The sequence below is a fragment of the Salinibacterium sp. NSLL17 genome (assembly GCF_015864935.1).
Taxonomy (GTDB): domain Bacteria; phylum Actinomycetota; class Actinomycetes; order Actinomycetales; family Microbacteriaceae; genus Rhodoglobus.
Genome location: NZ_JADYWH010000001.1, coordinates 1,937,714 through 1,962,922, shown reverse-complemented (window position 1 = coordinate 1,962,922; position 25,209 = coordinate 1,937,714). Strand labels below are relative to the sequence as shown.

Below are 25,209 nucleotides of genomic sequence, written 5' to 3'. Positions count from 1 at the left end.
GAATTACGTGTTAATGAGGGGTACTAAGTTTTGAGCAATAACCACGCCACTTTCATTTGGTCAATCGCTGATCTACTGCGGGGCAGTTTCAAAGCCCACCAGTATGGCGACATCATTCTTCCGTTCACGGTGCTGCGCCGTTTGGATGCCGTGCTCGCGCCCACCAAGCAAGCTGTTTTCGCTGCGGTGGAAGAGGCGAAGAAGCAGGAGATCCCGGTGCGTGCATCACTGCTGCGCAATAAGGCCGGTCACGAGTATTCGTTCTGGAACGAGTCACGCTTCGACATGGCATCGGTGCTCGGTGATTCGGAGAACATCGCTGCAAACCTTCTCGATTACGTCAATGGTTTCTCCGAGAACGTCAAGGACATTTTCGACAAGTACAAGATCGCCGAACGTCTAGTCGAGTTGGAAGAACACGACCTGCTCTTCTTGGTGGCCCAGAAGTTCGCAGAGGTCGATCTGTCCCCGGCGACGGTCCCGAATGAGGAGATGGGCCACATCTTCGAGGAGTTGATCCGCAAGTTCGCGGAGGCTTCGAATGAGACCGCTGGTGAGCACTTCACGCCGCGTGACGTTGTTGAGTTGATGGTCGACGTCTTACTGGCGCCGGAGTCTGAGACGTTGGCGAAGCAGAATGTGGTGCGGTCGGTGTACGACCCCACAGCAGGCACGGGTGGAATGTTGTCGGTGGCGGAGGATCACATCCGTCGGGCGAACCCGAGTGCGACATTGACATTGGCGGGGCAGGAGATCAACCCGCAGTCGTACGCGATTTGCAAGGCCGATATGACGGTTAAGGGCCAGTCGGTGGATGCGATTGTCTTCGGCGACACCCTGCTGAATGACGGTCACACGAACAGCACGTTCTCGTATTGCCTCTCGAACCCGCCGTTTGGTGTTGATTGGAAGAAGCAGCAGAAGGCGGTCACCGAAGAGCACAAGGAGCGTGGTTTTGCGGGCCGTTTTGGTCCGGGTTTGCCGCGAGTGTCGGATGGTTCGATGCTGTTCTTGTTGCATCTGATTTCGAAGATGCGTCCGGCCCAGGATGGTGGCGGTCGCGCGGCGATTGTGTTGAACGGTAGCCCGTTGTTTACGGGTGGTGCGGGTTCGGGCGAGTCGAACATCCGCAAGTGGGTTCTTGAACGTGACTTGTTGGAGGCGATTATTGCGTTGCCGTCGGACATGTTTTACAACACGGGTATCGCTACCTACATTTGGGTGTTGTCGACGAAGAAGAGCCCGGAGCGTGTGGGCAAGGTTCAGCTAATTGATGGTTCGAAGCTGTTCCGCAAGATGCGGAAGGGTTTGGGTTCGAAGCGTAACGAGCTTGGCGAGAAGGACATCGCCGCGTTGGTGAAGCTGTATGACAGCACGGCTGAGGATGACCGTTCGAAGTGGTTTGCGACGGAGGACTTTTTCTACCGCACTATTACTGTCGAGCGGCCGCTGCGCCTGAACTGGGCGTTGAACTCTGAGCGTTTCGCGGTTGCCCGTGAGGTGAAGGCGTTAGAGAAGGCGAACGCGGATTGGTCGGCGTTTGCTGAGCAGGTTGTGGCGGTTCCGGTCGAGTCGATGACGGATGCCGCGGCTTTCCGTAAGCAGATTGAGTCGCGGCTGAAGGCGGCTGATGTTGTGCTCAGCGCGGCGCAGTTGAAGGCGTTTGTTGCGGGCTTGTCGGAGCGGGACGATTTGGCACCGATCGTTGTGGATTCTAAGAAGCGCCCCGAAGCGGACCCGACACTGCGCGACACCGAGAACGTGCCGTGGGGCGAGGACATTCACGAGCACTTCGATCGTGAGGTGAAGCCTTTCGCGCCGGATGCGTGGATCGACGAGTCAAAGACGAAGGAAGGCTGCGAGATTCCCTTCACTCGTCATTTCTACAAGTACGTGCCGCCGCGCTCCCTCGAAGAGATCGACGAGGACCTCGATGCGGTACTCGGGCGGATTCGTGCGCGGCTCGAAGCGGTGAAGGCATGACTGTCATGCCTATGTGGGCGACCTTTAGAGCAATCGATTCCCGCGCAGGTGAGCGTGCCACCGATTTACCTCTACTCTCGGTCTCGCAGTATCGAGGAGTGCTTCTGCGATCAGAGATTGACGACGCGGCGCCCAGGGCTGAGGATCTCGGCATCTATAAAACCTGTCGCCCCGGCGATCTCGTACTTAACAGGATGAGTGCCTACAAAGGAGCCGTTGGTGTATCTCCCCTTGAAGGATTAGTTAGCCCGGATTATTTGGTGATGAGGCCCACTTCGCTCGCAGACCCGGAGTATCTCACTTACCTCATAAAAACCCCTTGGTTCGTTAGTCAGATGACTAGTCTTCTGCGCGGCATCGGCTCCGCTGAAGGCTCAAACGTCCGTACTCCGCGGATAGGACTCAGCGAACTGGGCTCGATCAAGTTCGATTTCCCGAGTCCTCGCTTGCAGTCAGAGATTGTCTCGTATTTGTCTCGGGAGACGGCGGAGATTGACGCGTTCATCGCGGATCAGGAGGAACTCATCGGGTTGCTCGCCGAGCGGCGTGCCGCGACGATCAGCCACGCCGTCACCAAGGGCCTCGACCCGACCGTCCCCATGAAAGACAGCGGTGTCGAATGGGTCGACCAAATGCCACAGCATTGGCAATCGATCCCACTTCGTCGGCTTGCTCCACTGTACGAATCCGGCACTAGCGTCAACGGTTATCAAACGCGTGCGGTGGAAGCAGAGATCGGAGTCCTTAAAACCGGAAGCGTCTCAAAAGCTTTCTTTGACCCGTCCGAGAATAAACGGGTTATTGACGAAGACTTGGGCCGGGTTACTGGCGCCGTCCGGTCGGGAAGCCTACTTATCAATCGGGCAAACACGCCAGACCTTGTCGGAACAGGTGCACTGGTTGACAAGGGGAGTGACTATCTTTTCCTGTCCGACAAGCTCTGGCAAATTGAGTTCCCGCATTCAGAGAACGCTTTCGTCTACTACTGGACGCGCTCGGACTACTACCGTGCACAGCTCCGATCTCTGAGCGTTGGTGCAAGCGCGACGATGCAGAATCTGAGCTTCCAAGACTTCCTCAGCCTTCGAATAGTGGTTCCGAGCCGCGCTGAACAACACTCTCTTGTGAGATACCTTGATCGTCACATCGCTGAATTTGACGCAACGATCGCTGACGCAAAAGAAGCGATCGCGCTTTCCCGCGAACGCCGCGCAGCACTTATTTCGGCAGCAGTGACCGGCAAGATTGATGTTCGTGAACACGGGGCGGTGGCGTAATGCAGCTACATCATGAAGACACCTTCGAAACAGAAATCTGCGACTACCTTGCAGCGCACGGGTGGGAGTACTCACCGGACGACCTTGGGTATGACCGCGAGCGTGCTCTGTTCCCTGATGACATTTGGGCGTGGCTGAACGACACCCAACCAGAACAGCTCGACAAGATCGTCAAGCCCGACGCATCCGAAGTTTCACAAAATCAGGGACGCAAACAGATCCTTGACCGCATCGTTCAGGTCATGAAAACCGACCCCATGAGCTCCGGAGGAACACTCAACGCGATCAAGAAACCCGTCAGCGTACTCAACGCCAAATTCAGTCTCTTTCAAGCACGCCCCGCAACCGCGCTAAACCCCGCCACAACCGAGCGTTACGCGAAGAACCGACTACGGGTCATGCGCCAGGTCGAGTACTCGACCCGCAACCAGAACCGGATCGATCTCGTACTCTTCGTCAACGGCATCCCCGTCACGACCATCGAACTCAAAACTGACCTCACCCAAAACCTCAAAGCAGGTCTCAAGCAGTACGCGCACGACCGCAAACCCGACGGTGAGCCACTACTCACGTTCGGGCGTGGTGCTCTCGTTCACTTCGTTGTCACCAACGAAGAAGTGCACATGACCACCAAGCTCGACGGCAACAACACCCGCTTTCTCCCGTTCAACCGCGGCAAGAACAACGGTGCAGGCAATGTAGCCGCCGACGGCACCACCAGCCCAACCTCATACTTCTGGGAGCAAATCCTCGAACGCGAAACGTGGCTCGACCTCATCGGACGCTTCCTGCACTACCGGTTCGAAGAACACGTCGACTCCCTCGACGGCAAAAAGGCCTATGCCCGCTACTTGCGGTTCCCGCGCTACCACCAGTGGCGAGCCGTCACCAAGCTCGAACACGCTGTCACTACCGAAGGTCCCGGACACAACTACCTCATCCAACACTCCGCCGGCTCGGGCAAGACCGACTCCATCGCCTGGACTGCCCACCGGATGGCTCAGCTGCACGACGACGCCGGCAACAAGATCTTCAACGGCGTGATCGTCGTCTCCGACCGGCAAGTGCTCGACGGGCAACTGCGAGCCGCGGTACAGGAGCTCGAAACCACACCTGGCGTGTTTCAAGCCATTACAGGGGGAGGGGACGCCTCAAAGTCGAAGAAGCTCGCCGACGCTCTGTTGACCAACAAGCAGATCATCGGTGTGACTCTCCAGACGTTCCCTCATGCGCTGAGCGTGATCGAAGAAAACGAAGGTCTTGTTGGGCGCAAGTATGCGGTCATCGCCGACGAAGCCCACTCATCCCAAACTGGAGAAGCCGCAGCATCCCTCAAGCAAGTGCTTACGGCTGGCAAGCCAGCAACGGCAGACGCTAGTGCCGCGGACGGTGTTGACGCTGGCGAAGAGACGACCGACGTTGAAGATGTTCTCGCCGACCTCATGGCGCGAAAAGTCGGAGTCGGCACGATCTCCTTCTTTGCCTTCACCGCCACGCCCAAAGGCAAAACGGTGGAGCTGTTCGGGCGCGAAGACGAAACCGGGGTCAAGAAAGAGTTCGACCTCTACTCGATGAAGCAAGCCATCCAAGAAGGCTTCATTCTCGACGTGCTCAAGAACTACATCTCCTACGACCTCGCGTTCGAGATCGCACACTCGGGTGCCTCTAAAGAGAACGTGGAAATAGATACCTCCAAGGCAAACAGCGAACTGATGCGCTGGGTGCGACTGCACCCCACCAACATTGCCCAGAAGGTCGCCGTCATCGTCGAACACTTCCGGGCCAACGTGCGCACCGAGCTCGGTGGCCGTGCGAAAGCGATGGTCGTTACCGGTTCCCGAAAAGAAGCGGTGCGGTACAAGATTGCGATCGATAAATACCTCGCAGATCACAAACTGCAGGGTGAAGTTGGTGCTCTCGTCGCGTTCTCGGGTTCGGTGAACGATCCCGAGTCAGGGTCGACGGACCTCACTGAGACTTCGATGAACACCGGCCTGAAAGGGCGCTCGCTGGAGAAAGCATTCGGCGGGGACGAGTTCCAGGTGATGATCGTCGCCAGCAAGTTCCAGACCGGCTTCGACCAGCCACTGCTCGTGGGCATGTATGTCGACAAGAAACTTTCCGGCATCACTGCGGTGCAAACTCTGTCGCGACTCAATCGGGTAATCCCCGGTAAAGAGAACACGTACATCCTCGATTTCGTCAACGATCCCGATGTGATTCTGGAAGCATTTCAGACCTATTACGAGGATGCGGAACTCACGACACCGTCTGACCGAAACATCATCCACGACATGCTCAACAAACTGCGCGGCATGAACATCATCGATCAACACGATGTGGATGGTGTGGTCAACGCGTGGCTCACCAAGAGCAGCCACAACGCGCTCTACTCCCACATCAAAGCCTCCCGCGACGTGTTCTGGGACCGCTGGAACACCGCGAACGATGAGACGGCGCCCGACGACCTTGAGATCGGTCGGCTCGAAGACTTCCGCGGAACCGTGAACGCCTTCGTGCGTGCCTATGACTTCCTGTCGCAAATCATGGACTACGGCGACACCGACATCGAAAAGTGGGCGATATTCCTGCGTGTGTACCGTCGCGTGATCGAACGCCAAGAAGCGGTTCAGTCGGAGATCAACACCGATGAGATCGTGCTCACCCACTACCGGCTGCGCAAGCTCGACTCCAAGAACTTGAAGCTCACTCCGGACAAGTCGGGGGAGCTCACTGGGTTCAAGGGGGCTGGTTCAGGCCAGCCACGCGAAGTTCGCTACGGACTGCTGCAAGAGGTAATCGACAAGATCAACCAGCTCTTCGCCGGCACCGGCATCGAAGAGGTCGACGGAGTAAACGCTGCCGAGTCACTCCTGCGCCACGTCGTTGAGAACGAGCAGCTTCAAGCCGAAGCTATTGCGAACACCGAGACTGACTTCGAGGGTTCACCCACGATTGTGAATGAACTCGAAGACGCGATGTATCGCTCCGCTAGCGGTCTCAACGGCGCGTACAAAGCGCTGCTTCAGATGGAAGACTTCGGCAAGGTCAAGGACGTGCTGCTCGCGATGGGGCTGTACGAACAGACGCGTGCTGAGGCCGAGCGATCCGCGGCGATGAAATGACATCGGAAGCGTCTCGGCAACCTCTTGGCCTCTCAAACTCCCACAGGGCATCCAGTTCGAACTTCTCAAAGGAGAAGACATGAGCCAGTCCATAGAATCTGCTACCAAAGAATGGCGCAACGGTCTAATTGACGTCGGCGGCAATAATAGGCTTCTCAACTACCGCAACGGTGCGTCCACGCTGGTGCTTGACGGATCTCCGAGGGCAGGGCTCGCGAAGTTGATGGCGGGACACCAAGTTCGACTCTCTGAACTTTTCACGGACGCTGAATCTCTGGCTAAGGCGCAAAAAGCCTGCGTTGCTTTGGCCAGAAAACAGCGTGAAGCTGTCGAAGAGTACGGTATTTCAGTTACTTACCTCGCCGCCGGAATGGTGTCGTGGGACCCCGAGGGGAATCCCGGTCTCGCTGATGCCGAAGCAGCTGAGCTTGGTGACGGGAAAGCTGAGATCGAACCTGAAACCAAACAACGCAGACCCAAATACACCCGTCCGAGAGCACCTTTGCTTCTCCGACCGATTGCGATTGAGTTGCGTCGAGGTGCGCAGCAAGCTTGGGACCTTCGGCTGCTCGATGACTTTCAGATCAATGGAGTCCTCACGCACGTCCTAAATGCCGACAAGGGTCGAATTGCCGACGACATGCTGTTGGACTACGAAGGTGAACTCGATGACATCGAGAACATGCAACTCGCAGTAGAGGACGCGTGTGACGACATCGCCGAGTTCGAAATCGATTCGACAATTCTCATCGGTGCCTTCAGCTATGCAAAACAGCCGATGGTGGATGACGTCAGTGATCTAGAAGCCCTAGGTCGATCAGATATCGTTACGGCCCTATCGGGAGATGCTTCCGCAGCGGCGCGCGTTCGCTCAGTCGCCGACGAGGTGACTACCGCTACGCCTGACTATATGCCTGTCAAAGCCGAGTTCTTGGTTCTTGATGCAGACGCAAGTCAGAGTTACGTCGTCAACGCCGCGCTAGAAGGACGCAACCTTGTGGTTGAAGGACCACCAGGAACTGGCAAGAGTCAGACCATCGCGAATATCATCGCAACCTCCGCTGCAGCAGGTCGCTCCGTACTCTTCGTCGCGCAGAAGCGCGCCGCTGTTTCTGCGGTTCTTGAACGCCTCGATCAAGTCGATCTCAGCCATCTTGTTCTTGACGTTTTTGCGGCTGCAAGTTCTAGACGCTTCGTAGCAGACCAGCTCCAAGAAGCCTTAGATAAACAGAGCACCGCCGGAATCGCCCGCACCGACGAGCTCCACTTTTCGCTGCAGGAAGCGCGTGATCGCCTTGTTCGACACAACGCCGCAATCCACCTCCCGACCCGCGGTTGGGGCATAAGCGTCGCCGAGCTGATTGCACTTTCCATTACTACACCGCTGGAGATTCAAACCGACCTGCGAATCCCGGCATCTGCGCTTCGCGCATGGACTGAACTAGACGTAGTGCGGCATCGCGCTGCCCTCTCGGAGTTAAGCGAGTTGGGTGCGCTTGAGGCGGGCTGGTCAACTGCGGTGGGATGGTCCCCGGACCGAATTATCAATGAGGACGCACTACGTCAGTCAAACGAGCTTCTAACCCACCTACAGTCGCAGTATTCTCTCGTTGCCGAAGAGATGACGACCTTGGCCGGTACCTTTGGGCTCCCGCTGCCAGCCACCTGGGAAGACCTAGCAGAATTCGCGAACCAGCTCCGCGAACGCGATCGCATTCTAGATTTGATGCCAGAAGGTCTCGATCTGCAATATTCGACGGATGAGATTCGCGACTCGCTTTTGACGATCAGCAGACCATATAGAAAAGTCGCGCAGCTAAAACTCTCTGGCGCCGCACGCCGCGATGCGCTCCGAAGAGCCAAATCGATTGTCCGACATCTACCGAGAGCAACAAGAGGGGATGCACTGGGCGCTGCTTTGAACCTCAGAATCTCTTGGATCGGACGCCCGGAATACTCAGCTGCTCGCGACTGGAGACCAAAGGTCGATCAAGCGCTCGCCTTCCGGGATGGCCTGGCCAAGTTAGATACTTCGCTTCAAGGAATTTCACTGGTCAACGCCCCGATCCAAGATATTCCAAGGCATTTCGTGACCCTGGCGAAAAACCAGAGCCGACGAGTCATGCCGCGATCGTCTGCCTTGCGCTCAAAGCTGGTTGCGGCAGGGCTGGGTCCGTTGCTGGCGGAGCTAGGAATGCGTGAAGATATTGGTCACGAAGTGCCGGACAGGGCTCCCCGGTACCTCGACAGGGTCGTTTCCGCTTCGCTGCTCGACGAAGCTCTCCTATTCGACCCTGAACTATCTGCGGTCAGTGGCCGCGATCTGAATCGTGCAACGGCTACATTCCAACGTGCCGATCTTGGACATCTGGAAGCTAACGCGGTGCGCATACGTCGAATCGCTGCAGAGCGACTGAAGCGTGAACTAGACGCGAATCCTGAGCAGCACCTCATACTCAAAAAGGAAGTCACGCGCAAAACTAGATTCACTCCAGTTCGAAAACTTCTTCGTGAAGTGCCCGATGTAATGCTCGCAGCTAAACCAATCTGGGCGATGAGTCCATTGCAGGTGTCGCGACTACTCCCACGACATCAACTTTTCGATTTAGTCATTTTCGATGAAGCGAGCCAGGTGAAGCCGGCAGATGCCATACCGGCGATCCTTCGAGGCGGGCAGTTGATCGTCGCAGGAGACAGCCGTCAACTTCCTCCGACAGAGTTCTTCGCGAAAACACTCGAAGATCCTGAAGATTCGGATGAATTGGATGAGGATGCGTCCCTTGAACAGCCGCTAGACGAGCGACCGGTTCCTCGCCGATTGGGCTCGCTCACCCGGGATGCCGAGAGTATTCTATTCGCCATGGATCGCCTGTTGGCAGGGCAGTCTCGGCGATTGTTATGGCACTATCGTTCCCGTGACGAACGCCTGATCGCAGTCTCGAATAGGTACGTCTATGACAGCTCTCTGACCACGTTCCCCGCAGCGGATAGTCCAGACGCGATCAGTCATATCGAGGTTCCATTTAGCCCGGGCATCGCTGGCGGTACAAACAGCCCCGAAGCAGAAGTCGCCGCAGTAGTTGAGGCTGTCAAAGATCACGCTCTGCGTCATCCTGACGAGTCGCTAGGCGTAATCGCCTTCGGTGTTAAGCACCAGCATCGACTTGAGGCTGCTTTGGAGAAAGCATTTTCGGACGATCCTGGCCTATTCGAGAAGCTAAACGCCAAGCAACCATTCTTCGTGAAATCGATCGAACGCGTCCAAGGTGATGAGCGGGACGCAGTTATCCTCACTGTTGGCTACGGGAAAAGCAAAGACGGACAACTTCGACTTTTCTGGGGGCCTCTGCTGCAGAACGGCGGGGACCGAAGGCTGAACGTCGCGATCAGCAGGGCCCGTCTACGGCTAACTCTGGTCAGCAGTTTTTCGCCAGATGACTTAACGGAGGACGGCCACGACAGCCGGGGCTACAAGTTGATGTATCAGTTTGTGCGATTTGTCGCAGCAGGAGGCACTGATCTTGGCGATGGCCCTAACCGAGACATACCGCTGAACGCATTCGAGATCGACGTTCGTGACCGTCTGGAAGCGGCAGGGATACGCCTCGATTGCCAGGTCGGCGTCGGCTCCTACCGGTTGGACTTTGCGGCAAGACACCCGACAAAACCGGGTCGACATGTGCTGGCTATTGAAGCAGATGGAGCCGCGTATCACTCCGGGCACACGGCTCGCGAAAGAGATCGCCTGCGACAACAACTTCTTGAACGCCGCGGTTGGGTGTTTCATCGCATCTGGAGCACCGATTGGTTTAACGATGCCGCGGGTGAAGTGGCGGCAGTTCTTGCCGCTTTCGAACAAGCGGTCGAGCACTCTGATGCCGAGACAAAAGCTTCTCCTGCAGAATCCGAAATCGAATGGGAGCTGCCCGTCGGGCAAAGGGCGGGGGTGCGTCCACCGTTGAGACGGGGGCTCCCTATTGATGAGTACAACATGACGGACCTAGTAAGCATGGTCCGATGGCTGCGAAGCGATGAGGTGGTTCGGAGCTCCGATGACGAGTTATCAATGGTCATGAGCGAACTCGGATTCGGGCGGCGCGGCGCCAAAATCCTACGACGCATTTCAGAAGCGCAAGCGAACTTGAATAGGTTGAATGAGTAATTTTTCGATGCGACGTCTTGGCATAGATCTGTCGCGAATTATTGAAGAAGGAGTTTTCCCATGGTTGAAGCGATGATGGCAGATGGCACGCGCGTGGAGCTGAGCAGTGACGGAACTTGGACGCGGGTCCCGCCAAGTAGCTCGACTGTTGAGACCGGCGGTTTTAGACGTGCAAAGTGGGGAGCCACTCGCGCCGAAGTCAAAGCGAGTGAGGGGCGCGAGCCCGATGGCGGCGTTGACGCCACCCTTGGCTACGCGGTAACGATCGCTGGGTTGTCGGCTACTGCATTGTATATTTTCGTGTCCGACACTCTGGTCAGGGCAAAGTACATCATCACCCAACCCCATTCGGACTACGCGCTGAACCTTCGAGACTTCTCAGTTCTCGACGAGCTTTTGACGTCGAAGTACGGCCAGGCCATCGAAAGAAATCAGTACTGGAGCAACGATCTCTACGAGGATTCACCGCAGGAGTATGGTTTGGCGGTCGCAGCTGGGCACATGACCCGCTACTACCAATGGTCTTCCGGCGACACTCATATCTGGCTTGTCATAACCGGGGACAATTTCGATATCGATTTGCAGATTGAGTACGTCGGCAAAGCGTTCGAAGAATTTGAGAGCGGGCAAACAAAGGCGGCAGCGCTCGATGACCTTTAAGCCTGCAGAGCGGATATCTGTGTAAAGAATTTGCGTCGATTTCGGCTCATCTTGCCAAACGGCTCCGGCCTGTAGGTATGCGAAGCGTCTCGAACTCAGCGTCACGTAGAGCTTGACCGCTGCGTGGAAGCGGAAGCTCGGATGGAGCTCGACGAAACGGGGCGAGGGTTTCGGTTGCACCTTCAGCCATATGACTCGTTTCACGCGCTACGCCGATCCTCCATGTGAACTCGACGATTTTTCGAGCCATCTCGAAAGTGCCGCGCACATGACTCTACGTGAACACTTCAACCCTCGACGCGCCAACAATTGAGCGCCTTTTCTCCGTAGACACCCTCGCCGACTATCTGGGCGTGAGCCCCAAAACGCTTTACGACTGGCGCCTGAAACGCACTGGCCCGCCGGCGATAAAGGTGGGCAGCCAGTTGAGGTGGCGCCCGGCCGCGGTCGAGGCGTGGCTTGATGTCCAGGGGCAGCGCTGATGGGTCGCCAAGCTTTGGCGATCGGGACTTACGGAAAAATCACGACGACAAAGAAGTCCGGCCGCTTCGTCGCTAAGGCTCGAATTCGTGACTTGGATGGTGTTGTCCGGCCGATTGAGGCTTCGGGTGCAAGCATTTCTGCCGCGGAGCATACGCTGCGTGAGCGGATCGCTGACCGGATAATCCCGGTCGGTGATGCGGCACTGACGGGCGAGACGAAGCTGAAGGATCTCGCAACTTTCTGGCTTGAGGAGGTCCGGGCAGAACGCCGCTTGAATCAGACGACCTTGGAGCTATACGAGCGCGATACTCGAAATCTGATCTTGCCTCTTCTGGGTGAGTTCCGTCTTCGTGAGCTCACTGTCGGTCGGGTTGATGCAACCCTCAAGCGGTTGGCACGCGAGGGGGTATCGAAAGGTAAACATGCCCGCGTTGTCTTGTCTCTGATGATGGGATTGGCGACAAGGCACGATGCGATCTCCTCGAATCCTGTGCGTGATGCGGGTCGGCTTCCAAAATCTGACATGACGCCCCGGGCTCTTAGCGGGGATGAACTGCACGCTGTCCGTTCCGCTCTATCCGACTGGCGCACAGGGGCGTCTGTCCTAGGGCCACGACCGGACGGTCAGCTCGCAACAATCATCGAAGTATTGCTGGGAACATCCACCCGAATCGGCGAAGTTCTGGCTTTGAGGATCTGTGATGTCGATGTCACGACAAGCCCCGCCGTGGTGACGATTGCCGGCACTCTCGTCAACACTAAGCAGGACGGGCTCATTCGTCAGGACCATCCGAAGAAAGCGCGGCAATCGCGGATGGTTGCTGTTCCAGAATTCGCTGCGGAGGCGTTGCGTCGCCAAATCGCATCGATGGGGGAGCCGGAACCGGAAACGCTCTTGTTTCGATCTCGAAAGGGAACTGCGTTGTGGCCGAATAACGTAAGGCGCCAGTGGAGGGAAATCCGAGATCGTTCGCCGCTACTTACCGGTCTGGACCTCGCTGCGGTGACACCCCACACGTTCAGGAAGACAGTCGCCACGACGCTCGCACGCGGGTCGGGAGCTGCCCTTGCTGCGGAGATGCTTGGCCATTCCAGTGAAGAAGTCACGAAGCAGCACTACATCGAAGTGCATCCGATGGTGAACCCGCTGACAGCGTCGGTGCTTGAGAGCTTGGCGCCGAGGGGACCACAAGAGTCTTAGCCTCGACGGGCGTATAAGCGAATTAGTGCCCGTCCTCGACCCAGATGAAGTTCGGCGATTCCTTGCGAATATTGGCTTCAAGAGAAGCCTGAGAGCGGAGCGAGGGCCCACCACCCACGTTGTCGGATCGGCTTACACTGACCCTATGAACACGTTTCTCCTTTGGTTTGGGCTGATCGCCAACATAATAACGGTGCTGGCCGGGGTAATCGCGTTCGCGGGTGTTGTTTGGGCAGTTTGGGGTCGAGCTCGCCTCACCGTGAGATCAGACGTTTCCGACGACTCCGTAGCGCCGTCCTTGTTCGTCACGATCACGTCCGTGGGATCGAATCCACTCCGACACATAGAGGTGATCGCGGGTTCGCTAGACGACAACGGTTTTTCTACTAAAGGCGGCGATCTCACGACGCGGGCCGCGCTCGATAGAGGACAGAACCTAACCGTCGAGGCGTATGAACCCGAAGAGGTTTCCTTTGGCGATCCACCTCGCGACGGAGAACTCCGATTCACTATTCGACCCGGTCAAGGAATTTATCTCACTATTCAGTGGCAATCACCGCTATTTCCCTGGCGGCGACTATCGCGAACCTATTCGTGGCCGCCGGTGCGACGTTATTCCAATGACCTGCCAGAGAAGCTAACCGGTCGGAGGGAAATCAAGTTTTTAAAGCGAACACGTAACCAGTCACTCAATCCAGCGTCGTCGGCCTTCGCCCCGCCGGCAGAATCTCGAACTCGCGCAACCGTAGCGACTGACGATAATTTTAATCATCTTGTTTCTAGCCACAGCGGTCCCGTTCTTGTTGGATTCGGCCCGACATGGCAAGGGAAGCTTTGGGAAGATGCAAAAAGGACGTTGGATGCCTTCGCGTCTGCTCATTCTCCACGAGTCATGGTGCTCGTTGTGGACGTCGATAATTGTCCAGAGTTAGCTGAGCGATTTGAGACTGATCCGATCCCGGTATTCAAGGTCCTAGCCAAAGGGGCGGTCGTCAAGTCCTATGTAGGGATGCATTCGGTCCCTGACCTCAGGCGTGAATTCGCCGAGTACCTCTAAACGAGACCGGTGAGGCAGTTATGCATGGCCCCCTTGGCGGTTTGAGCGCAGCAGCGTGCCGAGCAACCGACGCTAGTGGATCGTCGACTCGACAAGGCATTCGCCGGGGAGCAACAGATGGGGCGCTGTGCAGTCGGTAACTTGCGGCTATTGAATGTTGCTAGTTTTGGGCGTCAGGTCGATGGAAGTCAGTGGTCAGGTCCATAATCGTGTTGATGTTCACCGACCGCGAAATTGCCTCTCTCTTACTCTTCGCTGCCTTCGCGGTCTTCGGCCTAACCAAGCGCGGCGCGCGAAAGGCGCTCGTCCAGCTCATAAGAGTCTTCCTCGGAGCGCACCAGATTTGGGGTCCGACGCTGGTTTATGTGCTCTACGCCGCAAGCTGGATTAGCCTGTCTTGGCTGCTTCGCGCTTGGGAGTGGCCGATGCTGAAGGACACGGTGATCGTCGTCTTGGGTGTGGGATTCCCGATGTTGTTCCGCTCGATCAACGCTAAAAGTGGTGGTGAGATAACTCGTCGTGTCGTGATGGAAAGCATAGGCGACGGCGCCATCGTGGCTCTGTATGTGAATCTGACTTCGCTGAATCTGATCGCAGAGATCCTCCTCCAGTCGGTCGTCGTCCTAGCAGCCGCTGTATCCGTATACGCGAGGCACAGCGGTGGCGAAAACTTGGCGGCAGCGAGGCTCATGGATGGCTTATTAGTCGTCGTGGGACTAGGCATGCTTTCATACACAACGGTGTGGCTTGTCCTGAACGCTTGGACGTTGGATTTGCCACTGCTTGGCCGCACCGTTGCAATGTCGGTTTGGCTGCCGTTCGCTCTGCTCCCATTCGTCTATGGACTATCGTTTTACGCCGGAATCGAAAGCATCTACGTGCGGCTGCCGTCGTTCAACCAACGAAAGCAGCCCCCGCTTCGCGTCCGATTGGGCATCCTGATGGGCCTTCGAGGCAGCGTTCGCTACGCCAAGGGCTTCGTCGGGCAATGGCTACGCGAAGCTGGCCAGACTAAGAACTGGCGAGAAACGACGCAATTGATGGTTCGATACCGTGAAGCGATCGGTTCGGGCGATCCCATCTAGCGCATTAGCCATGCCATGTTGCTGTCGAGTATTGAACTATCTCAGATCTTGAGCGAGGCATACGTGGGCGCTTGCTCGTCAGCTTTCAAGCCGCGTGATGCCCAAAACTCACGGCATTCGTGGCGGTCCGCTCCGAGGGGTGCGGTCGTCGCCGCGATTCGGAGCGTTAGCTGTAAAGGTCTCGCTACGATTGGGACTATGAAGGCTGAGCCCCGGTTCATCTCCGCGGAAGAGACCGCCGCTGTGATTCAGGATGCCCTTGCCTTCGGACATGAGCCCTCTGCAATTCGCCATTTGACAGAGGCAGTTAGCCGAATCATTCAGCCACTCGACCACGTGACAATTCCCAGGGTTGTGCTCGAAGCGCCGCAGCCGGTTACGGATCCGCGATACGCGACTCTTATCGCGACTGCATTCGCTCACGCTATGTTGAGCCGAGGTGAAGTGCCGTTGCCGTGGATGACCGAAGCAAAGCCGCTTGTCGCGGAATGGGTGTGGGGCGGAAATGGCGCGTCCGACGAATTCAGAGATTTCATTCGCAGTCAGACTCCGGAGATTTTTCGCGCGAAGAACATACTCACTCGGGAGCGCGACTGGAGGTCCCTTTGAGTGGAGAGAAGCCCTCCGCGTGCCCTGCGGTATATTTCGTCTCCGATCCCCGGTCAACTCTTGGTTCGAGTCGACCTTTGCGGTGGAGGGCGGGAGCCGCTGCGTATAGGTATACCGGCTATCTACAGGCTTCGAACGGCTCTCCGGTCACATCAATTGACCAGCCGGAGAGAGTCAGACAGTCGGGGATGGCCGTTGAGGTGTAAACGACGATTTCATCAACTATTTGAAACCGGAGTACATCCTCAATCGGGTCGGCGCCCAGATACTCCGCTTCGAACAACTCTCCGAGTGCGTCCCTGACCATCATATTTACAGTTTTTTGGTCGTAGCCGGCGCTGACAGGCGGCAGTGTGACTTGCACTTCAAGATCGACTACATCAACTAGTGGTGCACGCCAGGCGGCGCGAAGCGACAAGTGGACCTTGAGGTCGCTAGGGCACTCCGTAAGCGGCTCGCGTTCTACAGTTGGAGCTCCGTCCACCTGCCAGGGCTGCATTCTTCCTGATTCTTCGTCCACGAGAGACTTCAATTGGCTGAGTGCTCTCTCGGCACGCGACCTCAATAGTTCTTCATACGAGGACTCAATACCGAGCGACCAGATGTCGATATCGGTCACGACTGTCCGCCGCCCTACCTCATGGCCGAGCAGCTTACGATCCCAATACAGCCGTTCAAGGTTCGCCGCGTGCAGCATGTGCCACTTGAGTTCTTCGGCGGTCCCATCGTTTTGCATCGTTTCGAACTCGCGCAAGACTTTGACGCTCGGCACCCACGCTGCCACATCGGGGTTCCAATCGTCAGTTGACCTCAGTTCATTGATATACGAAAGCCAACGAGCTGCATCCTCGGCAGAGCTAAATGAATGCGAAGCCTGGTGACGAGCACCATCCGGCCCCGAATAGGAAGCGAGAAAACGCGATCCAGAAGAGGGACGGACGGCTCCGAAACTCCGGCGGCGCTTACGGGTTGCTTTTGGGGCAGAAAGGGCGTCCATGAAGAAGACTGTAGTGGAAACAACTGACATTTGACCTGCTCTTTTACCTATTCGTACGAGCGATACTGGTTCGATCTCAGTATCGTTACGCAATAGCCCCGACTCACTCTTATCGGTCCGTTTACGTCGAATTGCAGACCATCTAGCGGCCCCTTTCAGGGAGTAGCGGAGTCCGAAATTATCGCTGTCGATTCAATCTTGCTGGGGATCTCGCCACGCCATCGGCTCGCCTATTTCTCGGAGTGAGCTTGCCCTGATCCGGATCATACGTTTTCCGATTCTTACTGCGTAGATATCTCCGTCGTAGATCATCCGCCGAATCGTCTTCGTGCTGCAACGCAGAAGCTCTGCCGCCTCGACGATAGTGATCCAGTCAGGATCACGAGGAGGTTCCGTATGTGTGGCCATGCGGGGAAGGTACTCCAAGCGTGACCGAGCAGTAAGCCTCGACTATCCACGCTTGATCGGATCATGCCGCGCATAGAAATGGCGGGCACGGAAGGACCGGCCCAGGAAGGTCGTTTCCGTGGAGTTTTTGAAGAATGACAGATCGGAACTAGTGGCCGAATTCAAAGACCAAGATCCGTTTGCAGCGGCGGAGTATCGTGCCATGCACACCGAGAGTTCAGTATCCTCGTTCGCCGCGCGCTGGGCTGCGCAAGTGCGACAAGTTGACTCATTTGTGTGCCGTTTCGGACGATTGCCGCGTTCGTATTCATCAGGGGCAAGTGGAGTGCTAGATGAGGCCCGCCTGCACGCTTGGGTGCAACGTCAACGCAAGAAGGAGTCGGATCTCAGCGAATTCCAGTTCTTGCGGCTCGACGTAATCCCGGGCTTTTCGTGGTCACCGCGAGAAGATCAGTGGGAGTTGCTTTTCGAGGCGACGCATTCCTTCTTCACGAAGTACGAGCGACAGCCTCGGCGAAGGTCATCTGATCCTCAAGAGCGAAAACTAGCCGGGTGGATTCGCTCGCAAAATAGGCAGATAGTTGACTGTCGCATGAGTCAAAGCCGAGTCCAGCTTGTCCGCCAATGGAGGGACGGGCTTTCATGTCCAGAGCGGCAAGCGTGGTTGTCCCTCGCTGCGTCGAGAATGATCGACGAGTATGGACGACAAACGGGATAGGGCGGCCCCGACGCCCCCTGCGCACTTCGAACGTCAGGGCCAGCCCCTAGAATCGCATTGCGTGGCCGGACGCTTTCAAAGGGAGCCTCGCCATCGGGTCAAACAAGCGCTACGCCGCACAGATCGACGCTCGTATGAATGCGCGTGTCGATGAGATGACAATGCGTGGAATGCCGGAGACGCTTTCTGAAGCTGAGCTGGAACTTGACCTTCACCCCCTCACGAAGACACCGGTTGCAGTTCTGGCTCAGGCATGGGTTCGCTATGCGGGTATCGCAACAAAGCTCGATGTTGAAGTGGTTGCGTGGACTCCGCGGGCTGTGGCTGTCCGCTGGAAGACGCCAACGGGGGAGGAGCATCGGGCCTGGGTGTGGGCATCGGCGGTTGAGCGTGGCGGATAAATGACAACGCGCCTACCCATAGATCACCTAACCTGACCTCCTCGGCCCCGATCTATTCGCGAAACATGAATGTAAATCTTGAAGGCAATTTACGTTGAGACGGGACTCAGTGAGGCGATTCACTAATCGCGAGCGATCCACGGAGTCTGAAGCTTCCGTGCAGCCGACGTTCGCACGATGTCGGGCCTGTTGGACCTGAGATTCAGCCAATCAGTAACACTTCAATGAACTAAAACGAGGCAAAAGATGGATGAAGAAGTGACTCCCGATGACCCAGAATTCATCGCCGAAAGTGCGGACCTCGCGGCCGGCGGTTTGGTTGCGCTGGCCAACGGAATCCTGACGAACGTGCACCGCCCTCGACGGTGTGAAGGCACGAATTGCTGGGTACACAACCCGTCCACTCATCACATGGTCACTTGGCCTATCCAATGGAGATCCGACAGACGGACGGCTGAACGCCTATGCGAGCACGGGCTTGGACATCCTGATCCGGACGATATCGGCTTCAATTTGCGCGGAGGCAAGGACGTAAGCGCCCATGAGTGCGACGGGTGTTGCAGAGCATAGTTGCGGTGAGTTTGATCGAAAAACCGCGAATCATTATGCGAGGACTCTCGTCGGCGACAAGCTCGTTCCAGCCAATGAGGCGTGCTGGCGTCGGCGCTGTTTTCGGAGCAATAGATAATGGCGCGATTTGTTGAGCGCCGAGTAACTTATGGTCCAACAGGAGACGTTGAATACGGTTGCTTCGCATTTAGGGCTAAGAATAGTGATGGAGCTACTGCAAACCATTTGCAAAAATGCAACATTCACAGCAGCAAGATTGACAGGGGGGTGTCAATTGTTACGCTTGCTGGCGTAACATGTACTTGATGTACATCATGTACATCATGTACGCGAATGTGGGATTTCCCGCGAAGAATAAGGTCAAAATGTCAATCGTTGCCGATTACGGCTCTTTTACCGATACTCGAACACACCTAAAAGATGTGTTCGACGCCACCTCGCGCGGCCGTATCGTTACGGTCGGACGAGATGGTGAACTCTCGGCGGTTGTACCCGTCGACCGTTTGCGCTCGTATTTCTTCGGCGCGGTCTCACCGCGAGTAACCATCGCCAGCGAGGAAGGCCGTACGGTGGCCTTGATGGAAGGTCGACCATTCGTCTCAGAAGGGGCGACGGTTGATGATGCGCTTTCTGACTTAGTACTTTCACTTAGGGAATACGCCGAGGACTGGGAAGAGCGACTTCAGCGGGTTCCAAACCACGAGAGCAATTGGGCGCTAGTTCAACTCGTAAAGATTTCGACCGACGAACAACTCGTTGACTGGTTCGAGTCCGGCGGTGAGTAAATACCCTGCCGCGACTCGTGAACATCACGACGATTTCTGTTCGACTGAGAATTGGGAGCTCGTTAGAGGAGCTACTGGAAAACCAGTCAGCCACCATCGAACCTACGAGTTGTCACTGTGGGACGGGCGTATCCTCCGGACGAGGATTTCAAAGCCTGTAAACTCAACCACCTACGGCCGGACCATGTGGGCCCACATCCTTAGTCAACAGCTTTTGGTCGAGGCCAAAACCTTCTGGGATTGCGTGCAGAATCAGAAATTGCCCGACAGGGGCGCGCCTCAATCGGTAACGGTACGAGAGCCGATACCGCTTTACTTGGTTCGGGCGCTGAGTAAGGAAGGCGTAGGCGAAGATACGATTCTCTCGTTGACCGCCGCAGAGGCAGCGAAGCTGTTGAGAGACAAGCTAGCCGAGTTTTACGGTCACACGACGAGTGAGAATTAGGCATCGTCGCGTTTACGTTGAATGTAAGCTGCGCGCAGTGTGCCCAGACGTGCACTTACGGGTCCGAACCCGGTGTGCAGCCCGAAGTCGTCCTTGGTTCGCCCGAATGCAAACGTAGGAAGAACGTCCTGCGGTCAAGGGACCCGCCTCTTCGTCGTGGCTCACCTTTGTACGCTGAAGGGTTTCGCGAACAGCCGACAAAAAAAGTCTTTCTAAAAACTGCCTCAAATACTCACCGCAGAATCCCTCTTGATTTCAATCTGGAGGGATCTTGTCTTTTTGTGAGGACGATTCGGGCCTGACGATGAGTGCAGACGAGCGGATTTCGGCCTAGGTTCACCCTTCGCTCTGGATGAACGGGTCCTATTAGATTCAAGACGCTGATGCTGTTGGTTGCAGGCGGAGTGTGTCCAAATTACGTATGAAGGCAGACTTCAACGTCCCTGTCTCGATGACCGGGTCGGTGGTTCTTGTAGCTGAATTTAAACTTCGCCGCTGTCGATGCGTTGATGCGTCCTTCGTGATCGAACTGGCAGTCTGGCGCGAGCCGTTCGACTCGTAAACTCGACTGGTCGGAGGAGTTGGAGATGTCTGAGTACAGTACCGGCGCCGAGGCTAGTGACGCGTACGGCGGCTACTTTGGTGACCGCACGAGTGCAACAGAGAAAGCCCTGGCATTGGCGCTGGGTGATCTTGATGGTGTGGAATCTCGCACGCGACCCACTTGAGCGGGCGGAGGCACAGTACCGCTACGGGAGCGCAATTGGGAGCCGGTTACAGACGCCTCCGGCGAAGCGATTTGACGAGGCGCTTCGCACGTACGAGTCGGCACGAGATCTCTGGGAGGTGATTGGCACCGATTCTCAGCGCGCCAAAGGCGGGGTAGCTACGGGAAACGCGTGAAAAAACTGGTGACGGGGGTGCGGAGCGAGAACATTGAGATGGCCATCCATGACCACCTAGAAGCAGTGAAGTGGGTTCGTCGCGCGAAAGATGACGACGTCCTCGCTAATGCACACAACGGGCTTGCGACGGCATGCACCTATCGTGAAATCGGTGACCGTGCCGACAATCTCGAAAAGGCGGTCGATCATCAGGAAAAGGCGACGGTGCTGTATGAGGTGTCGGGCAATGCCGATCGAGTCGTGATCTCTTCGGTGAGCGTCGGCATTGCGTAGTTGAAGCATCCTGACGATGGAGTGGGTCTGGAACGGGCGAGCGCTGCCTATGCGTCGGCGATCCAGGCACTTGGCTCACGCGTCCTTCGTCTGTCGTGCATTGAGACTTTGGAGACTGCACGAGCATAAGCTCGTGCGGTGACATGGTCGAAGGATTCTGACTCTAGCCTTAGGGAAACTCAACATCGAAGTATTCTGCCCTCGTCTCGACTCGGAGTTTCCCAGCTACTGGATACAGCCCTTGAATTCGCCCTTCGGGAAAAACATCAGCGCCGGTCTGGCTCTTGGGATTGAAGAGACCGCCGCCTACGAGTTGCGTCTCGGAGTAGAAAGTGCCGCTATATGGGAAACGTGAGATTGACCCATCCGCGCTGATGACAGAGGTGCCCGACCAAGTCGAGGCGATTATTTGGTCTTCGGATTCTAGAATGTCTTCAGCCGGTGCAAAAATATCCCACCGTCGCTTGCACTCTCCGTAGCGGGGAATATTGATGAGATCGCCGGAGTATCTGGAAATGAACATTGAGTCGTCATGATCGGAGATCCGGAGGAAATAGATCCAATCTCGGTGGAGTTCGAATTCGCCTTCAAATGCATGAGGCAGTGCTAAAGACTTTCCCGGCGCGAGAACTAGGGCTTCGCTCATCTCGGTTGGGTTGTGAAGAGTCAAATGAAACGCCGAAACCAGGCTCCCATCGCTCGTGAAACGCCATACATGGTCGACAACGCTGAACGCTATGTCTCCGCTTGTTGGCGAGATGTCTATCCCTCGGATGGTATTTCTGGGTTTGGTGTCTTCTCGCAACGTTCTCAAAACCGACTGAACTTCGGGATTTTTGGCAAGCGAGAACCCGTGAATGTGTCTACCCATTAAATCGAGGACAGCTACACCGAGGGTCGAGTCCAAAATGATTATGTTTTCGCGCTGAAAGCTCGAAAAAACGCGCACCACGTATTGCTTGAGGACGAAGCTACGCAGCGTCTCACCGACCCTAGACTTCACGATAATTTTCGTTTGGCTTTCCCCATTCGGGAGTGTTCGGGGGTACCCGACTAACCAAAATCCGCCTCTCAGCGCGTAGGTATGCATTACGCCCGGAAGCCGCTCGGAAGGGGCTAGACGGTGGGTGCTGCGCGCGACTTTGACGTTGCCCTCATTCTCGTCCTCGTCCTCGTCCTCGTCCTCGTCCTCAAACGGCGGAAGCCACACTTGAACCGGGTTGCATGGAGTTTGCCCATCGCGGAAGGTCGGATCGACGACCGTTGGCTTGCGGACAGACGGGCCTGCTCGGACAATCGTTAGATCATCAAGCTTTTCGACAGATAGTTCAGAGTTCTTTTCCATCCATGAAATCAAGCGTGAAAGGCGACCGCGAACTTCCGGGTCCGCAGCTCGCTTCAATCCATCGAGTGAAACTTCCGTTGTCGTACGAAGCGTTTCCCGGATTCGTTCAATCGCAGCCCCATCTTGGCGGAGTTGTTCGATACCCAACTTGGATGGATTAACGAAATACGTGGAAATATCGTCCATGAGATCGAACTCTTTGGAGTTGTTCATCAGCGCTGCGACCGCACCCCCTGCACCGATCAAACTTCCGGTGTATACGAGGGCTGTGGTGCCGTCCTTGCTCATCGCGCGAAGTTGACGTCTCATTACGCGAATACCTGCCTTCAGGGCAACGAAAGCCTGCCGGTACTTCCGCTCACTCATTGCCCAGTTGAGTTCTTTGAGGGCGCGATAGTATGCGGGAGTTTCGTAAGACATCTTCACATCTTATTGATAGCGATCGGGACTGCCTGTGATCCTGAATGCGCTGCGCCGCGCCGAATGTATGGAAGGGTTCGTCCCTAATGGCATTCGCTAAGTGTCAGGTGACGTTCCTCTGACGGCCGTAGACGACACATGTGGGAATCCGAGTTCCGGGCGAATCGAGATATCGACCCGGTTCTGAGTAATTATCAGCGTCTTTCCTCTAACAACCAGGGCTTGGTCGTGTCGCTTAGCACGCAACACGCTGGATCCAAACTGCTAAGTGTCTGACCTGGATCGCTTCGTGCACGGCGAACCAGAGGTAGTGCCCTAGCGAGCAGTGTTGCCTGCGCACCGCCTCCGATGCTTCTCCGGCTTCCTTGCAGGGATCACGAATCATGGCATGATCGCTTCCCAGAGTTGAGCGGACTAAAATGAGACTTGCACGCTTGAATCCTTTGATGTCGGTCCACAATCAGTAGGATTACTCAAATGGCGGACACCAAAGATCTTGAAGAAACTGGGAACAAATTTACCCAGGTGCTGGATGCAGCTGCAAAGCTCCCCGGTGTTCGGATCAATCGGGCGGCGTATCTGCGTTCTGCGCTGAAGCGATATTGCACTGCGGAGCAAATCGAGATCGCTGTGGCCGAAAGCCCGGCAGCCGCGGGCGTCCCCCTGTCGGTTATCACCCAAGTAGCGAACACCTCGATCGGGTACGAAACTTCGAAGGTGACCGGGCTATCGGCAGTCGCAGGGATACCTGGTGGGCTTGCGATGCTTGGCACGGTGCCAGCCGACCTGGCTCAATATATGGGACACATGCTTCGGATCACTCAGAAGCTCGCCTATCTGTACAGTTGGCCCGATCTGTTCGCTGAGGACGAGGAACTCGACGAGGCGACGGAGAGCATGCTCATCCTTTTCGTGGGCGTCATGTTCGGTATCCAGATCGCACAAAGCGGCGTAGCGAAAGTCGCGGGCATGATCGCCGCGAACGTGGCGAAGAAACTCCCACAGAAGGCGCTCACCAAGGGAGTCATTTACCCAGTGGTCAAGAAGGTCGCGGGATACATCGGGACCAACATGACCAAGAAGATTTTTGCAGGTGGCGTCGCTAAGGCGATTCCGATTGTCGGCGCAGTTCTCTCGGGAGGTCTTACGCTGGGCACGTTCCTTCCCATGTCGAAGAGACTCCAAAAGCATCTCGCAAGTTTGGAACTGACGAAGCCAGGCCATCGTGGCGAGGATGCTGCGACCATCGATCAAGAATTCGAAGATGAGCCGACCCCGGGTGGAAGTGAAGAATCGCAGCCCGCATCTGCCCGGATCGAGGCGGCTCAGCTCGACGAGGCCTAAGCGCTAGCGAAATCCGGCGGTTCCCTCCTCTTGAGCGATTCCTGAATCCACTCCATGCTGCTGGTGTATCAGCGGATTACCAGCTGCTGCACTATTTGCCTTGGCGCAACGAGAAAGCGTTAGCTCGATGGCCGTTCAGAGCCGCTGCCCGGAGTGCCTTGCCGAAGTGCAAGTTCGACGAGATAAATTCGTAGACTCTCATCCCGATGGTGAAGGTACGTGTCCTTTCGTGAGAACCGCGCGCTCTGAGATGAAGGGTGTGCTTAAGCGACCATTTCCGAAGGAGCCGGCCGAGCTCAATCGTAAAAAGTCTGTGTTTGCTGCTGAAGAAACCCATCGAGCACGAAAACCTATCGAGCGACAGACCACCATCAGGAAACGCGAGATGTGCAACGTGTGTGGTCGCAAGGTGGGCTCAAATGCTAGGGACGGCATATCCGGGCATACCAATCGCCAGACTGGCGGCTGGTGCAAGGGCGGCTCCGAAGCCAGTCGCCGTTCGTCGTCTAACGTCTGGACAGTGTCCAGGGGGATTACCAGGGTTGGGGCGACGCTAGAGCTCGCTGCCATAAAAGGTGTCATAGGCACGCGATGAGCGATATCAACTTTCCTGTCGGGGTAGTGGCACTGTGCGCTCTCTATTCGATCCTTACTTTTTCCATCTGCGACTTCGAAACTCGACGACGATGATCTACTGACGTTGACGTTTCTCTGCTTCAACCGCACATGCCGATGCCGACTAGTACGGAACCAGCGACCGATGTAGCGCTGTCATGACTACAAGCGATGTCCCGCTGAGCGAGCTCGCGCGTTTGGAGGGAGTCGAACTAGTTCCGTTATCTGATATCGCGGCGTTCAATTCAGGCGCAGCGTCGCCAACAATCGGCGCGATTACCGCCCCAGCTTGGTTCCGCTGCCGGAGGCCGGGATGTTTCGCTTTGGGCGAAGTGTCAGCC

Annotated in this window: 17 protein-coding genes; 14 read left to right on the top strand and 3 right to left on the bottom strand. The window is 56.3% G+C overall.

Annotated features, from left to right (window positions below; all coding sequences use genetic code 11):
• The first annotated feature begins 30 nt into the window (after positions 1–30).
• The 9 genes from I6E51_RS09535 (at position 31) to I6E51_RS09495 (ending at position 15,033) form a co-directional block, all read left to right on the top strand.
• Positions 31–1,983 carry a class I SAM-dependent DNA methyltransferase gene (locus I6E51_RS09535; RefSeq protein WP_197110079.1) on the top strand — a complete coding sequence of 651 codons (1,953 nt, stop codon included), beginning with the start codon at positions 31–33 and terminating at the stop codon, positions 1,981–1,983.
• A complete protein-coding gene (locus tag I6E51_RS09530; RefSeq protein WP_197110078.1) occupies positions 1,980–3,260 on the top strand; it encodes a restriction endonuclease subunit S in 1,281 nt (426 codons plus the stop codon). Before I6E51_RS09535 ends, I6E51_RS09530 begins: the two co-directional genes overlap by 4 nt.
• The gene (locus tag I6E51_RS09525) at positions 3,260–6,385 is read left to right on the top strand and encodes a type I restriction endonuclease subunit R (RefSeq protein ID WP_197110077.1); all 3,126 of its coding nucleotides are present in this window, start codon (positions 3,260–3,262) and stop codon (positions 6,383–6,385) included. Before I6E51_RS09530 ends, I6E51_RS09525 begins: the two co-directional genes overlap by 1 nt.
• Before the next feature lie 79 nt (positions 6,386–6,464).
• Positions 6,465–10,547 (top strand): AAA domain-containing protein, encoded by a 4,083-nt coding sequence (locus tag I6E51_RS09520; protein ID WP_197110076.1) that lies wholly within the window; start codon positions 6,465–6,467, stop codon positions 10,545–10,547.
• Positions 10,548–10,607: 60 nt separating this feature from the next.
• Positions 10,608–11,207 (top strand): hypothetical protein, encoded by a 600-nt coding sequence (locus I6E51_RS09515; RefSeq protein WP_197110075.1) that lies wholly within the window; start codon positions 10,608–10,610, stop codon positions 11,205–11,207.
• Between the two features lie 278 nt (positions 11,208–11,485).
• On the top strand, positions 11,486–11,689 hold the full coding sequence (locus I6E51_RS09510) for a helix-turn-helix domain-containing protein (RefSeq protein ID WP_307783896.1): 204 nt from the start codon (positions 11,486–11,488) through the stop codon (positions 11,687–11,689).
• On the top strand, positions 11,689–12,891 hold the full coding sequence (locus I6E51_RS09505) for a tyrosine-type recombinase/integrase (RefSeq protein WP_197110074.1): 1,203 nt from the start codon (positions 11,689–11,691) through the stop codon (positions 12,889–12,891). The genes I6E51_RS09510 and I6E51_RS09505 overlap by 1 nt, the downstream gene beginning before the upstream one ends.
• 145 nt (positions 12,892–13,036) lie before the next feature.
• Positions 13,037–13,948 (top strand): co-chaperone YbbN, encoded by a 912-nt coding sequence (locus I6E51_RS09500; RefSeq protein WP_197110073.1) that lies wholly within the window; start codon positions 13,037–13,039, stop codon positions 13,946–13,948.
• Between the two features lie 215 nt (positions 13,949–14,163).
• Entirely contained in the window at positions 14,164–15,033 is an 870-nt protein-coding gene (locus I6E51_RS09495; protein WP_197110072.1) for a hypothetical protein, read from the top strand.
• 727 nt (positions 15,034–15,760) lie between these two features.
• On the opposite strand, the gene I6E51_RS09490 is transcribed toward I6E51_RS09495, so the two are convergent.
• Both I6E51_RS09490 and I6E51_RS14645 read right to left on the bottom strand, forming a co-directional pair.
• Positions 15,761–16,639 carry a hypothetical protein gene (locus I6E51_RS09490; protein ID WP_197110071.1) on the bottom strand — a complete coding sequence of 293 codons (879 nt, stop codon included), beginning with the start codon at positions 16,637–16,639 and terminating at the stop codon, positions 15,761–15,763.
• Between the two features lie 192 nt (positions 16,640–16,831).
• Positions 16,832–17,047: a helix-turn-helix domain-containing protein gene (locus tag I6E51_RS14645; RefSeq protein WP_197110070.1), complete on the bottom strand. Its 216-nt coding sequence runs from the start codon at positions 17,045–17,047 to the stop codon at positions 16,832–16,834.
• An 852-nt stretch (positions 17,048–17,899) separates the two neighbouring features.
• On the opposite strand from I6E51_RS14645, the gene I6E51_RS09480 reads away from it, so the two are divergent.
• From I6E51_RS09480 to I6E51_RS09465, 4 genes are all read left to right on the top strand, one after another.
• Complete coding sequence (locus I6E51_RS09480) at positions 17,900–18,166, top strand: hypothetical protein (protein WP_197110069.1); 267 nt, start codon at positions 17,900–17,902, stop codon at positions 18,164–18,166.
• 875 nt (positions 18,167–19,041) lie between these two features.
• Complete coding sequence (locus I6E51_RS09475; protein ID WP_197110068.1) at positions 19,042–19,521, top strand: hypothetical protein; 480 nt, start codon at positions 19,042–19,044, stop codon at positions 19,519–19,521.
• 1,032 nt (positions 19,522–20,553) lie between these two features.
• Positions 20,554–20,694 carry a hypothetical protein gene (locus tag I6E51_RS09470; RefSeq protein WP_197110067.1) on the top strand — a complete coding sequence of 47 codons (141 nt, stop codon included), beginning with the start codon at positions 20,554–20,556 and terminating at the stop codon, positions 20,692–20,694.
• Positions 20,695–20,865: 171 nt separating this feature from the next.
• On the top strand, positions 20,866–21,144 hold the full coding sequence (locus tag I6E51_RS09465; RefSeq protein WP_197110066.1) for a hypothetical protein: 279 nt from the start codon (positions 20,866–20,868) through the stop codon (positions 21,142–21,144).
• Between the two features lie 169 nt (positions 21,145–21,313).
• Here the strand turns inward: I6E51_RS09465 and I6E51_RS09460 are convergent, their stop codons facing one another.
• Positions 21,314–22,909, bottom strand: a complete 1,596-nt coding sequence (locus tag I6E51_RS09460) for a hypothetical protein (protein WP_197110065.1) — start codon at positions 22,907–22,909, stop codon at positions 21,314–21,316.
• Positions 22,910–23,386: 477 nt separating this feature from the next.
• On the opposite strand from I6E51_RS09460, the gene I6E51_RS09455 reads away from it, so the two are divergent.
• Positions 23,387–24,253 carry a hypothetical protein gene (locus tag I6E51_RS09455; RefSeq protein WP_197110064.1) on the top strand — a complete coding sequence of 289 codons (867 nt, stop codon included), beginning with the start codon at positions 23,387–23,389 and terminating at the stop codon, positions 24,251–24,253.
• Positions 24,254–25,209 lie beyond the last annotated feature (956 nt).

What these genes read in the sequence shown, in the direction of transcription:
- I6E51_RS09530 (WP_197110078.1), top strand. Translation starts at nt 1,980, where the DNA reads ATGACTGTCATGCCTATGTGGGCGACCTTTAGAGCAATCGATTCCCGC.
- I6E51_RS09525 (WP_197110077.1), top strand. Translation starts at nt 3,260, where the DNA reads ATGCAGCTACATCATGAAGACACCTTCGAAACAGAAATCTGCGACTAC.
- I6E51_RS09520 (WP_197110076.1), top strand. Translation starts at nt 6,465, where the DNA reads ATGAGCCAGTCCATAGAATCTGCTACCAAAGAATGGCGCAACGGTCTA.
- I6E51_RS09515 (WP_197110075.1), top strand. Translation starts at nt 10,608, where the DNA reads ATGGTTGAAGCGATGATGGCAGATGGCACGCGCGTGGAGCTGAGCAGT.
- I6E51_RS09505 (WP_197110074.1), top strand. Translation starts at nt 11,689, where the DNA reads ATGGGTCGCCAAGCTTTGGCGATCGGGACTTACGGAAAAATCACGACG.
- I6E51_RS09500 (WP_197110073.1), top strand. Translation starts at nt 13,037, where the DNA reads ATGAACACGTTTCTCCTTTGGTTTGGGCTGATCGCCAACATAATAACG.
- I6E51_RS09495 (WP_197110072.1), top strand. Translation starts at nt 14,164, where the DNA reads ATGTTCACCGACCGCGAAATTGCCTCTCTCTTACTCTTCGCTGCCTTC.
- I6E51_RS09490 (WP_197110071.1), bottom strand. Translation starts at nt 16,639, where the DNA reads ATGGACGCCCTTTCTGCCCCAAAAGCAACCCGTAAGCGCCGCCGGAGT.
- I6E51_RS14645 (WP_197110070.1), bottom strand. Translation starts at nt 17,047, where the DNA reads ATGGCCACACATACGGAACCTCCTCGTGATCCTGACTGGATCACTATC.
- I6E51_RS09480 (WP_197110069.1), top strand. Translation starts at nt 17,900, where the DNA reads ATGAATGCGCGTGTCGATGAGATGACAATGCGTGGAATGCCGGAGACG.
- I6E51_RS09475 (WP_197110068.1), top strand. Translation starts at nt 19,042, where the DNA reads ATGTACATCATGTACATCATGTACGCGAATGTGGGATTTCCCGCGAAG.
- I6E51_RS09470 (WP_197110067.1), top strand. Translation starts at nt 20,554, where the DNA reads ATGTCTGAGTACAGTACCGGCGCCGAGGCTAGTGACGCGTACGGCGGC.
- I6E51_RS09460 (WP_197110065.1), bottom strand. Translation starts at nt 22,909, where the DNA reads ATGTCTTACGAAACTCCCGCATACTATCGCGCCCTCAAAGAACTCAAC.
- I6E51_RS09455 (WP_197110064.1), top strand. Translation starts at nt 23,387, where the DNA reads ATGGCGGACACCAAAGATCTTGAAGAAACTGGGAACAAATTTACCCAG.